Genomic DNA, 12,764 nt, shown 5'->3' with positions numbered 1-12,764 from the left:
TGTTCCAAATTCATAAAACATTAATAAGCAGAATATTAATAAATAACTTAAACGAACAATTGTAACAAAACCGAACGGAAAGATGTTCGTTTTTAAACTTAAGACAGTACACGCAAACGCCTGGAAAGAGGGTTTTGCACGCTTTTAAGTTTACACCGGGTATTATCCGGGGTTGCTTTAAGCCTTATTACTCATCCATCAAGTGGCGAAGATATAACGCCGGGTTATCCAGGAACGATTTGGTAAGATAAAAATGTTCGGTGTTTTCGTACGTTGTTTCGCGAACGCCGTCTTCATCAAACTGGTAAATAGCGGCACCCGGATAACAAATAAGCATTGGCGAATGGGTGGCGATCAGGAACTGGGCCCGGCCGCTCCTATCAAGTTCATGGATAACCGACATGAAAGCTAAGATCCTTGCCGGCGATAAGGCGGCCTCGGGCTCGTCGAGGATATAGATGCCGGATTCAAACTGGTTGTTAAATAAGGAGAGGAAAGATTCTCCATGCGACTGTTCATGCAATGACCGCCCGCCATAGGCATTGAAAATGCGGCGGTCGTCCACAGCCAGTTCATCGATGTAGGAAGCAAAATTAAAAAAGCTTTCTGCCCGCATGAAAAAGCCTTCGTTGATCCGGCGTGGCGTCCATAACAGTTGCAAGTATGGCGCTAATGCTGATTCATACCCTTCAAACCTATGCCCGGTATTTAAATTGTGGTTCCTGTTACCTCCCCTCAGGCTGAACCCGCATTGTTCGGCAATCCCCTCCAGCAACGTAGACTTACCCGATCCGTTCTCGCCTACAAAAAATGTAACATTATTTTTCAGCCTGAGTTGCAACCCATTATTAAGGCTCGGGATGTTTTGCAGGTAACTGCCATCCTGCACAGGCGGGAGCGATATTTGAGATAAAAATGGCATGTGGTGCTTTTAATATTTCATATTTAGGATAATTTACTAACTAGCAAAATTAGAAACACTGATAATCAGCATGTTTCATAGCGTTCCGGGTGTTCCACTGTGAAAAATGGAACACTTCGCGGGCACGGACAAGGTAAGTGGGATAATTAATCACTCCACCCTACTCACACTATAAATCTTCAACGGCGCCACCAAATATTGGTCTTTATCTTTTTGTGCCTGAATTTTTTTCACAACACCCATACCGGCGATTACTTTACCGAAGGCGGCAAAGCCCTGCCCGTCGGGGTTGCGGGCACCGCCGTAGTCTAAAGCGGGCTGGTTACCGATACAGATGAAAAATTCGCTTGTGGCAGAGTTTGGGCCACTGCGCGCCATGGAAAGTGTGCCGTTTTGGTGTAGTAGCCCGGTAACTTTAGTTGTCTCAATTTTTATGCTCGGCAGGCTCGACTTTTCAGGCACATTGCCACCCTGTATCACCTGGATCTTTACTTTTCGTGTGGCTTCGTTAGCCGGGGTGCATACCCTGAAAAAACTGCTGCCATTGTATAGCTTTTTGTCGACATACTGCATAAAGTTTGCCACAGTTACCGGCGCTTTGGCGGGGTAAAGCTCGATAGCAATATTACCGAGCGGGGTTTTAATCAAGCAGTGCACTAGCTTCTGTGCAAACGCAGTGAATGATATTGTTAGTGCTAAACAAAGGGCGACAATTTTTTTCATGTTGCGATTATATCAAAATATTGAGAAAGTTACTATTTATCCGGTTTGGTTGGTCGCTATTTCAATCTTTTTGAGACAACGCCCGGTAATTAGCTGTTACAAATCCAGCCTCCTCCCAATTGCATCAAAAAATTTTCAAAAACATTTGCGTAGTTAAATAGCTACATATATATTTGTAGTCAAATAACTACACGATGAATTTAAGACGAGACGTATTCCAGGCCATAGCCGACCCGACTAGACGGGCTATACTCCTGTTGGTTGCCTCACAAACCATGACGGCAGGCGCAATAGCCTCAAATTTTGATACGGCCAGGCCAACAGTTTCAAAACACCTGCAGATCCTTACCGAGTGCGAATTACTTCAACAAAAGCAAAATGGCAGGGAAATTTACTACTATATCAACGCAAAAAACATGAAGGAAGTAGCAGACTTCATAGAGCCATTCCGCCAAATGTGGGATGACAGGTTCAATAAACTGGAAAGCATAATGAAAAACTATAAACCCAAAAATTAGATTACGATGGAACTAAAAACAAAAATCAGCGCAAACGACGACGAGCAAGGCCTGACAATTACGAGGGAATTTGACCTCCCGTTAGCATTGCTTTTCACAGCCCATATTGAACCCGAAATTGTTGAACAATGGATGGGAACGAAGGTTTTGAAACTCGAAGCCAAAAAAAACGGCAGTTACCAGTTTGAAACATCTGATGCTAAAGGAAACGTGGTATTTCGGGCGAATGGGGTAATCCACGAGTTTATTCCAAACCAGAAAATCACACGGACATTTGAAATGGAAAATGCACCTTTTGGGGTTCAGCTTGAGTTTTTAGAATTTGAACAGCTCACCGACGACACCAGCAAACTCACTATACATTCGATATATAAATCAGTTGCTCTCCGGGATCAAATGTTGAAGCTGCCTTTTGCCCAGGGTATAAACATGGCGCATAACAGGTTGCAAGACATCGTAAACAAATTAAAATAATTATAACATGGGAAAGAGAAAGTTGCTTTGGTATTGGATAATTACGGTATTATTATCCTTTTGTATTTTTTCGGGTGGATTGGCACAAGCTGTGCAGGTAAAAGGGGTTGTGCAGGGTTTTAAACCCCTTGGGTATCCTAATTACTTTATTTCGCTTATAGGGATTTGGAAGATGCTGGGCATAATTGCGATATTAATCCCTAATTTTAAATTGCTTAAGGAATGGGCCTACGCAGGCATATTTTTCGTAATGAGCGGAGCGGTGATCTCGCATATTGCCAGCGATGACGTTTCAATTCAAATAATTGCCCCGGTTGTGTTGGCCATTTTTACTGTATTATCATGGTATTTGAGGCCTGCTGATAGAAAAATTATTTCCATAAACCAATAGCAGATTTTCGAGGTTTGCTAAGAAAATGCATTAAACAAAATACATACACCATGATAGCACAAGAAATGAATCCCAAGGTCGATTTCTATTTCAATAAAGCCAAAAAGTGGCAGGAAGAAATCGAAAAACTAAGAATGATCGTTCTCGACTGCGGACTTACTGAAGAATTGAAGTGGGGTTGTCCGTGTTACACGCTTCAGAAAAACAACGTCGTATTGATCCACACATTTAAAGAGTACTGCGCGTTTTTGTTTTTTAAAGGTGTATTGTTAAATGATCCCGAGGGTATCCTGGTACAACAAACAGAGAATGTGCAGTCGGCGCGCCAAATCAGGTTCACCAATATCGAGGAGATTGTGGCGATGGCGGCCACCCTGAAAGCTTATATTTATGAAGCCATTGAAGTTGAAAAAGTTGGTTTAAAGGTGGAATTTAAAAAGACAGACGATTTCAAAATGCCCGAAGAATTTCAATATAAGTTAGAACGGATCCCTGCTTTAAAAACAGCTTTTGAGGCACTCACACCTGGGCGGCAAAAAGGGTACCTGCTTTATTTTTCGCAAGCCAAGCAATCCAAAACCCGGCAGGAAAGGGTTGAAAAATGGATCCCGCAAATTTTAGATGGAAAAGGGTTGGATGATTAATACACCTATAAGAAACAAATTGAACAGCCTTTAACATATCATCAATAATCGCCAGGTTAAGATTTTCAAAAAAATAACACTAATTTTAGGGCTATCAAATACCAATACAATTACTGTTAATTTTCGATTTTTTAAACCAGGTTAATAATCTAGATTAAGTTCTATAATCGCTTTTATATGAAAAGATATGTTTTAGTGTTCTTTTTATTCATCTATTTTTCAAGCTATTCGCAAAACACCATTAATAACTACAAATATGTAGTGGTGCCCGAAAAGTTTAATTTCCTTAAGGAAAATGATCAGTACTCACTAAACAGCTATACCAAAGGCTTTTTACAAGATAAAGGTTTTACAGTTTATTTTGATAATGCCGAATTGCCTAGTGACATAGCTAACAATAAATGCAGCGCATTAAATGCTGACGTATTGGAAAAAAGCGGAATGTTTAGCACCAGCCTTACGGTTATATTAAAAGATTGCCGGGGTAATGTTGTTTTCAAAAGTAAGGAAGGTAAAAGTCGGGAAAAAGATTATAAAACTGCCTACTATTTGGCTTTGAAGGGTGCTTTCGCATCGCTAGACAAAGTTTCGTATGTCAATAAAGGATCAACCAATGAGCCAGCTCAGCCGGTGGTTACATCAGCAGCTTCAACAGCTGCTGAAAAACCCACAACAGTAGCTTCAACAACACCAGAAAAACAAATAACTATTCCAGCAACTTCGGCAGAACCTGAAAAATCAAAAATAGCGACTTCAGTTCCCCCTGCAAAAACAACAGAAACGGTAACCAACCAGCCGGCTGGTACATTATATGCCCAGGCAATTGTCAACGGGTATCAATTAATTGATACTACACCGAAAATAGTTTTAACCCTCCTGAAAACTTCGGCGGAGAATTATTTTATAGCCAACAATGCTACTGCTAACGGAATAGTACTGAAAAAGAACGACGCCTGGTTTTTCGAGTATTACAAGGATGGTAAGCTTGTTTCTGAAAAGCTACTGGTTAAATTTTAACAGATGTAAATTTGATTACGGAAAGTAGTATTTTATTGAGCGTTTGATGTACCACACTTAATCAAGGGACAAAAAACTTTTATGCCGTCAGTTTGTTATCAAACAAGACACTAAAACGCTGATATCATGAATGCAAAAAGCACAGTTGGTACGGTCACTTTATATTTAGTAACCTACCTGGTTCTATTTTTTTCAGGATGTTCGACACCTCTTCTGGTATGTATGTTTCTGGCATCGCCATTCCTTATAATAGGGATGGTTTATATCGTTATAAAAGACGATCGTTACCAGTACCCTGAATTAAAAGAAGGTGAAGAATGGAGCTACCGCGACAAGAAGAAAGAAACCCTTGGTTTATTTTGGTAAAAGAACCTGGATATTTTCGAATTCCTGTTTATTCACTTCCTGTTAGTATATGCTAATGCAATCTTGCCCGGGCGGGTTAGCGTTCCGTTTTTTCACATGGAACACCCGGAACACTTTGAAACACGTTCATTATCAGACAATTTAGTTTTTACATCCCTGCCCCACTACTGTTTTTAATACCCTCCTTCTGCGCAGCAAAGGGAGGGTCGCCCAGCGAAGCGTCGGCGGGGAGTGTAAAACCGCCATGCATTCACGCAATTGCATTCACGCCGGTATCGCGCGCCTCTCAACCTAATAACATCACCCACCTCTCAAACCACTGACAAAACAGTGTCAGCACTTTAACCAAATCAACTCCGTAAATTTGTAGTAATCCATTATCACCATGCCAACCTACCCTCCCCGGAACTCCTTCGGACCTTCTTCCGAACGCCCGTCCTACATCGAACAACTGCGCGCCGAAAGCCGAGGACTACCGCTCCGTCCGGCTACAAAACAACGCCCCGAACGCGCACGACCCACGCCCGAAGACGCTCACCGCCTGTTCACCATCGAAAGAGGCAACCGCTGGCTCGAGCTGGCCCGCCGCGAACCCGAAGCCAAAATGCTGCTCGGCGAGCTTTGGCACTGGGGCGAACTCTGTATGCTGTTTGCGGATACCAATATCGGCAAATCAATACTCGCTGTGCAGATTGGCGAAAGCATCGCACGCGGACAAAGCCTCGCACCCTTTGCCTGCCAGGCGCCGCCCGCCCGGGTGCTCTACATCGATTTCGAGCTTGGACAAAGCCTCGCACCCTTTGCCTGCCAGGCGCCGCCCGCCCGGGTGCTCTACATCGATTTCGAGCTGAGCAAAACCCAGTTCGGTATGCGGTACAGCAAGGGCGAAGAGGATCACCAATTTTGGATAACTTTTTCCGCGCACAATACAATTTCCTGCCCGACCCGCCGCCCAATGTCGACGAAAACGAGCTGCTGATTGCGGCCATTGAATATAAAATAACCCAGTGTAAGGCCACGGTGCTCATCATCGACAACATCACCTGCCTGCGCGGCGGCACCGAAAATTCGGCGGTGGCGCTTGTGCTCATGAAAAGCCTTAAGTCGCTAAAAAACGACCACAACCTGTCCATCCTCGTACTGGCGCATACCCCCAAACGGCGCAACGCCACACAACCCATCAGTTCCGACGACCTGCACGGCAGCAAACTCCTCGTCAACTTTGCCGACAGCGCCTTTGCCATTGGCAAAAGCACCCTCGACAATGAGCTTTGCTACCTCAAACAGATCAAGCAGCGCAACACCCGCCAGCGCTACGGCCACGACAATGTATGCCTCTGCCGCATCCAAAAACCCGGCGCCTTTTTACATTTCGCATTCGAAGGCCACAGCCCCGAACGCCTCCACCTGCTCACCCGCACCGCCACAGACCGCCTGCAACTGGCCCAAAAAATAGCAGCCCTCTCCGCCAAAGGTTTCAGCCAGCGCGACATCGCAAAACAGTTAAACATAAGTTTGACTACGGTAAATAGGCTCCTTAGATGTGCAGATGGGGAAGAATGTGCGGATATGCGGATGCGTGGATGTGCGAATGAGGAAGAAGCATGTGCAGATGTGGAGGAAAAATGTGCGGATGGAGAAGTATATGCAAATGACCTAATGACCAATGACCAAAACAACCCGCCTGCAAATTCCCGACCTTGGGAGGGCAGGGAGGGGTTAACGAACTATGCAATCTCGCCGGAGACACAGACAGAGCATACAACAATCAGTGAGAATCCTGGCCCCGAGCGAATCCGAAAAACATCAACAATTGATGAACTGCTCTCGCCAGAACTGCTGGATCATATACTTAGGACGACGACGCGCGAAAAGGCCTCCCCCACGCGTCATTGCGAGGAACGAAGCAACCTCTACACATGCAAATCAGGAAGCAATAGCATTGTGGCGACCAAACAGCGGTCGTAAGGTCCCACCGAAATTAAGGTCCGTTGATTGTCCTACGCAGAGGTTGCTTCGTTCCTCGCAATGACGGTATGGTGGCAACGTCTCCGGGCAAGTCCACGCCAGGACATTTGCGTTAACGCCGCGCGTATATTTGACTCACCCCGGCGTTGCTGCGCTCGCCACCCCTCTCTGCTGCGCAAAGAGGGGATGAAATTTGTATTTCTTTTTTTCTTACCTCTTTACCGCTTGCGGAAGAGAGGTCGGACAGCGTAGCGTCTCCGGGTGAGTCCACTCTGCAACATGCTCAGCACGTGGACAGGCCGCTGCACACGTCGTCCTTCGAGAGGCTCAGGATGACACCCCATTTCCAATTCAATATAAACTTGTCCTGACGGTAATGACACCATGAAATCACTTTTTAGCTTTGCTCAATCTCTTTTAAGCTATTCATTTTTTTATAGGCTAAAAACCCTTTGATATCCTCAAAGTGCTCGCGTACACGTTTATTACCAAATTCAAATACTTTTTGCGCCAGGCCATCTAAAAAATCACGATCGTGCGACACGAGGATCAAAGTGCCATCAAAATCCCTAAGGGCATCTTTGATAATGTCTTTGGTCTTCATATCCAAATGATTGGTAGGCTCATCCAGTATCAATAAATTCACGGGTTCTAACAGCAGCTTGATCATGGCCAAACGGGTTTTTTCTCCCCCGGAAAGTACCTTGACTTTTTTGGTGGTGTCATCACCGCTGAACATAAACGCACCTAACAGATCTTTGATCTTTAGCGTACCATCACTTAACTGGATTTGATCAATGGTGTCAAATACGGTTAAGTTTTCATCAAGCAAGGCGGCCTGGTTCTGGGCAAAGTACCCAATTTTGGCATTATGCCCCACCTTTAAACTTCCTTCAAAATCTATCTCGTTCATGATGGCTTTGATCATGGTGGATTTACCTTCCCCGTTTTTGCCGACAAAAGCAACCTTTTCTCCCCGCTCTATCACCATAGATGCGTTTTTGAAAACTACATGATCGCCATAGGTTTTGGTCAGATCTTCCACTATTACCGGGTACTGGCCCGAACGTGGTGACGGTGGAAATTTCAACCGTAAAGCAGAAGTATCTACTTCGTCGATCTCTATAACGGTAAGCTTTTCAAGCATCTTCACGCGCGATTGCACCTGCAAAGTTTTGGAGTAAGTGCCCCTAAAGCGGTCTATAAATTCCTGGTTATCGGCAATAAATCGCTGCTGCTCTTCGTAAGCCTTCAATTGGTGCACACGGCGGTCGGCACGTAACTGCAGATAATGGCTGTATTTGGCTTTATAATCATAGATCCGGCCCATGGTCACTTCAATGGTCCGGTTGGTGATGTTATCTACAAAAGCACGGTCGTGCGAGATCACCATTACGGCCTTTGCCGAATTGATCAGGAAGTCTTCCAGCCACTGGATACTCTCAATATCCATGTGATTGGTCGGCTCGTCCAATAAAATAAGATCAGGCTTCTTTAATAAAATTTTGGCCAGTTCTATCCGCATGCGCCAGCCGCCGGAAAACTCAGAAGTCTGCCGGCCAAAGTCCTTCCGCTCAAAACCCAGGCCCTTGAGTACCTTCTCCGCCTCGGCATCGTAATTGGTTTCTTCTACTGTATAAACCTTCTCGCTGAGTTCCGATACCCTTTCAATCAGCTTCATATACTCATCGCTCTCGTAATCCGTACGAATATTAAGCTGCTCATTCACCTCATCAAGTTCCTTTTGCATTTGGTTTACCTCTGCAAAGGCCTTCATGGTCTCTTCAAAAACGGTAACCTTATCCAGCGTAAGCAAATGTTGAGGCAGATAGGCAATTACGGCTTCTTTGGGGCCGGTCACGCTGCCGGTGGTAGGCTTGGCTTCGCCCGCTATGATTTTAAGGATGGTGGATTTACCGGCACCATTTTTACCCATCAGGGCTATTTTATCGTTCTCGTTTATCGGGAAGGTTACGTCACTAAATAAGGTGGTTCCGCCAAATGAAACGGAAATGTTATTTACATTTATCACAGTATGGGAATATTGAAATCAGCCGCAAAGATAAACGAAAGTCATAGGTTTTCATTATGCGGCTTAACTTCCGGAGACTTTTTCTAAACGCCCCAGCTACCGCAGGCATTTTGTCGCTGCCGTAACCCTCGCTTGTGGCCCGCGTTTAGGTAGCCGATAGAAAAGTAACGGGAATTTAGACTAACCAATATTACACGGATCAAATGTTGCGGAGACGTTATAGCGTAGTATCAACCGGTTGAGCGCCATCGTAAGCTGCGCCTGATCCATGAATTGCAAGGCATGGAATTTGGGCTGGAACTGGGTTAATTATAGCATGCGATCAAATTTCTGCCCCCCGGTTCAAGCGTCCCGCATAGCCGTTAACCAAAGGATTAAAGATTTCATTAAATATCTGGAAAACAACCGCCTTTTCATTAAAATAAAGCTATACAAATATGGAAAAATCTAAGCGGTTTCGGCCATCGGCGAAGCCCTGTAATCATTAACTTCAAAAAAAATCTCTTAGGTTAATGGCTATGATGAGACACTTGGACAGACGGTACAATAATGGTAATAACTAATTCAGTTGGAGTCATATAAAAAAATGGCAAATACTGCAGAAGTTAGAATTTTTATTTCTATAATCGTAGAGCCTATTCTACAACCATAGAAGCAAAATTATCTAAAGCGAGGAGCAACTGATGGATATTACCTGGACGAATGTACTAAAGTTATAAAAAGTAAACTTAATGATATGAGAAGCATTATGCCCATAACGGCCGGGTCACTAACAATATTGATGTTCGTTTTTAGCTTAAATCACCATCCTTACAATAAATTAGTTGAAAATACGATGTCAGATTCACTAAAGGATACTGTTCTTTTCACAATCGACAACCCTAAATCCGAAAGTGGCAGGATGACGGGATTGCATTTTTACTACCTGGATTCCTTAGCTCATAGCCAGATGCCAAACATGAGCGGTAAAAACATCAAACTTCCATTGTATGCCCCAACAATATTGATAGAGGCTAATGCTCAACAAATTCCATTTTTAGTTTATCCCGGCGAGAGGATTAATATCAGGTATGCAGGAAGCGACTCTACTCAAATGTATATCCAGGGTAATACCCAACGAAATAATGAATTTATCTTTTTCAGGAAGCTGGTTAAAAAAACAGGCAACATTTATTATGGATTTACTTTGATGCCTTATCATAAAAAGGTAAATACCTTAACCAACATTCATGATCTTGAGAAAACAATAGATAATGTAAAAAATAACCGGTTGCAATTCTTAGATGGATATTCCCGGCAATTTCCTGTTAGTAATGATTTTAAAAAGATAGCTGTCAATTGCATAAAAAGCACAGCTATTAACGATTCGTTGCTGCTTTACTACAATAACCATGTTTTATTGGACAAGCAGAATTTATACAAAACTTTAGTTATCTCAAAAATAGCCGGGATCAGGAATGTTGGGTTTATGTCCTTTCCAATGTATGATGTAGCGTGTATGAATCTTGTTGCTATGGCTTTAGGCGGGCCACCCCACGATGCGATCAGCAACAACAGTGGTAGCTTAATCAAAAGATTTGATTTCGTCGAAAAAGAATTCACAGGAGTGACCAAAGATTTTTTAATGGCTAATGCCTTGTATGCTGCTAACCTCAACCGGGTGCCTATACCCAAAGCTTATATTGATAAATTTAATAAGCAATGCGCAGACAAAGGATATAGAGTTCTAATTGAAAGAAAATTAAATGACCATAGTAAGTCAATGACCTACGCCAGAGGCAGCAACAAACTATTGGCTACTGATGGCAAAACCGTGCAGGATTTAAGTATGCTAATCAAACAGTATAAAAACAAGCTTATCTTGTTTGACTTCTGGGCCAGCTGGTGTGGCCCATGCCGTGCAGAAATGCCCTATAGCGTTCTCTTGAAAAAAAAATACGCAGGCAAAAAAATTGCTTTCATTGCCATATCTACCGATGCCAACATCAACGACTGGCAAAAAGCTGCTAAAGAAGAAGCGATAGGAAATGGTGATAGCTTTTTATTATTAAATGCCGATCAGGCATCATTTGTAAAACACTATAAAATCAATGCTATTCCACGTTATATTTTAGTAGGCAAAGACGGAAACATTCTTAATGAGGATACCCCACGTCCTAGTGATCCAAAATTAAAAGTACTGATTGATGAATATTTGTAATATTTATACCCGCCTGTCCAAGCGAGCCGCCCCCCCTGGGGCGAGAATGCCGCGCCGGCCTAAAGAGGTGGAGTTCCCGTGACCCGCTGACAGCTAGCCCGCTTTTTGAACAGATGGGATTAGCGATAGTTCATGGCAACAGAATGTCTACTAATATGTCACTAATCTCTCGACGGGATATAGGTAAATCTCTTTTTTAATCGTAGAAACGGTTTTTCGAAAAAGGTATAAGACAATAGCGCTATAATAACCGTGATAAAAAAAGCGATAACGAAGCCAACATCGTTTTTCCAATCATACAAACCGATCATGGTGCTAAAAGATGCCAGTTCATCCTTAAATATCTGATAGACCAGCCAAAAAATTGTGATATGAAATATATACATGCCATAAGATATGCGACCCAAATACACCAGTGGTGCCGGCATGTTTTTTGATTGACTCCCATACAAAGAGAAAAAGAACAGTACAACTCCGGTAAGTATCAATAACCAGCCGGCTATTGCTTGTGGAATGGTTGAAAGGTGCGGAGAATCTGCATGAACCTCGCATACCATTGAGGCTAACAGCCAACATGCCAGGGCTGCAATGAATATGGCAATGCGGGTAACTACATGCCATTTGGGTTGCCAGCCCTTTAAATAAACGGATATGAGAATACCCATCGCAAAAAATTGAAATTGCACAAAGCTGTTTGTCCACTCACCGTTAAATCCGTTTGTGGGTTTTCGTGCGTAATAAATAACAGTTGCATAAGCTGCCAAAAGTGCAAGAAATGAAAAGATCTTTAATCCTCGCTTACCGGCAAAAAACACTACCAGTGGGAGTAAAATATAAAGTTGTTCTTCAACAGAAATGCTCCAGAGCGGGTTAATGGGATATGACGGAAGCCAGTCATGGAAAGTAATATACCAGTTACCTGAAAATAAACTGAATGCAAGTTGCGTTCCGGATGAAATATGCCCAAAGTTGTCTGAAAGGTGCGTAATTAACACCATTCCAAAAAAGAAGGTAAAATACAATGGCCAAATACGAAGGATGCGCCTGATGTAAAAAGATTTTATATTGATATTTCCGAATTGTTCTTGTTCTTTAGTAAGTAATTCTGTTATTAAAAAGGCGCTAAGGAAAAAGAAAAGCGGTACGCCAAAAACGCCCACCAAACTAATATGGTACCCCCAATAATATTGTGCCGGGTCAATGGGTGCGAGGTCCATTCGGTGTGTGCAGAATACAAATAGAAATGCACAAAGCCGAAGCAAGTCTAACTCGGGTTTGTAATATCTCGTTGGTGACATATAAAAATTTAGATAAGTCCGGTAAACGTCACTAAAATACAATATGTCGGGGCAATCGCGAATAGAATAGGGCATCAATTTAAAATATGCACATAGCCTGTGTAACCGTTATGTAGGCCCCTACTCTGTTTTGAATTAACATCTTTCACCTGCTTTCAAATTGCCATAGGTCACCAGCGAAACCACGGAGTTAAGGCTGCTGTTTATTTTA

13 protein-coding genes are annotated in these 12,764 nt (G+C 43.1%); 9 read left to right on the top strand and 4 right to left on the bottom strand.

Translation table 11 applies throughout. From position 1 onward, the window contains the following. Nucleotides 1-187 precede the first annotated feature (187 nt). Nucleotides 188-922, bottom strand: a complete 735-nt coding sequence (locus KXD93_RS02085; protein WP_258135204.1) for an AAA family ATPase — start codon at nt 920-922, stop codon at nt 188-190. 150 nt (nt 923-1,072) lie between these two features. After that, entirely contained in the window at nt 1,073-1,645 is a 573-nt protein-coding gene (locus KXD93_RS02080) for a peptidylprolyl isomerase (RefSeq protein WP_258135203.1), read from the bottom strand. A gap of 194 nt (nt 1,646-1,839) precedes the next feature. Between KXD93_RS02080 and KXD93_RS02075 the strand changes: the two genes are divergently transcribed. From KXD93_RS02075 to KXD93_RS02040, 8 genes are all read left to right on the top strand, one after another. Continuing rightward, the gene (locus KXD93_RS02075) at nt 1,840-2,163 is read left to right on the top strand and encodes an ArsR/SmtB family transcription factor (protein ID WP_258135201.1); all 324 of its coding nucleotides are present in this window, start codon (nt 1,840-1,842) and stop codon (nt 2,161-2,163) included. Between the two features lie 6 nt (nt 2,164-2,169). Continuing rightward, nucleotides 2,170-2,637 carry an SRPBCC family protein gene (locus KXD93_RS02070; RefSeq protein WP_258135200.1) on the top strand — a complete coding sequence of 156 codons (468 nt, stop codon included), beginning with the start codon at nt 2,170-2,172 and terminating at the stop codon, nt 2,635-2,637. Nucleotides 2,638-2,644: 7 nt separating this feature from the next. Next, entirely contained in the window at nt 2,645-3,028 is a 384-nt protein-coding gene (locus tag KXD93_RS02065) for a DoxX family protein (RefSeq protein ID WP_258135199.1), read from the top strand. A gap of 50 nt (nt 3,029-3,078) precedes the next feature. Further along, on the top strand, nt 3,079-3,672 hold the full coding sequence (locus tag KXD93_RS02060) for a YdeI/OmpD-associated family protein (protein ID WP_258135198.1): 594 nt from the start codon (nt 3,079-3,081) through the stop codon (nt 3,670-3,672). 177 nt (nt 3,673-3,849) lie between these two features. Next, entirely contained in the window at nt 3,850-4,689 is an 840-nt protein-coding gene (locus KXD93_RS02055) for a hypothetical protein (RefSeq protein ID WP_258135197.1), read from the top strand. Nucleotides 4,690-4,815: 126 nt separating this feature from the next. After that, the gene (locus tag KXD93_RS02050; RefSeq protein WP_258135196.1) at nt 4,816-5,055 is read left to right on the top strand and encodes a hypothetical protein; all 240 of its coding nucleotides are present in this window, start codon (nt 4,816-4,818) and stop codon (nt 5,053-5,055) included. Nucleotides 5,056-5,440: 385 nt separating this feature from the next. Next, nucleotides 5,441-6,034, top strand: a complete 594-nt coding sequence (locus KXD93_RS02045; RefSeq protein ID WP_258135195.1) for an AAA family ATPase — start codon at nt 5,441-5,443, stop codon at nt 6,032-6,034. Further along, complete coding sequence (locus tag KXD93_RS02040; protein ID WP_258135194.1) at nt 5,959-7,023, top strand: helix-turn-helix domain-containing protein; 1,065 nt, start codon at nt 5,959-5,961, stop codon at nt 7,021-7,023. Before KXD93_RS02045 ends, KXD93_RS02040 begins: the two co-directional genes overlap by 76 nt. A gap of 397 nt (nt 7,024-7,420) precedes the next feature. Here the strand turns inward: KXD93_RS02040 and KXD93_RS02035 are convergent, their stop codons facing one another. Beyond that, nucleotides 7,421-9,055 carry an ABC-F family ATP-binding cassette domain-containing protein gene (locus KXD93_RS02035; RefSeq protein ID WP_308726276.1) on the bottom strand — a complete coding sequence of 545 codons (1,635 nt, stop codon included), beginning with the start codon at nt 9,053-9,055 and terminating at the stop codon, nt 7,421-7,423. Nucleotides 9,056-9,890: 835 nt separating this feature from the next. Here KXD93_RS02035 and KXD93_RS02030 point away from each other — a divergent pair. After that, the gene (locus tag KXD93_RS02030) at nt 9,891-11,255 is read left to right on the top strand and encodes a TlpA family protein disulfide reductase (RefSeq protein WP_258135193.1); all 1,365 of its coding nucleotides are present in this window, start codon (nt 9,891-9,893) and stop codon (nt 11,253-11,255) included. A gap of 161 nt (nt 11,256-11,416) precedes the next feature. On the opposite strand, the gene KXD93_RS02025 is transcribed toward KXD93_RS02030, so the two are convergent. After that, nucleotides 11,417-12,553: an acyltransferase family protein gene (locus KXD93_RS02025; RefSeq protein ID WP_258135192.1), complete on the bottom strand. Its 1,137-nt coding sequence runs from the start codon at nt 12,551-12,553 to the stop codon at nt 11,417-11,419. Nucleotides 12,554-12,764: the final 211 nt, after the last annotated feature.

The organism is Mucilaginibacter phenanthrenivorans (assembly GCF_024721155.1).
Taxonomy (GTDB): Bacteria; Bacteroidota; Bacteroidia; order Sphingobacteriales; family Sphingobacteriaceae; genus Mucilaginibacter; species Mucilaginibacter phenanthrenivorans.
Note: the sequence above shows the minus strand (reverse complement) of the source record. Positions and strands in the feature narration are given on the sequence as shown.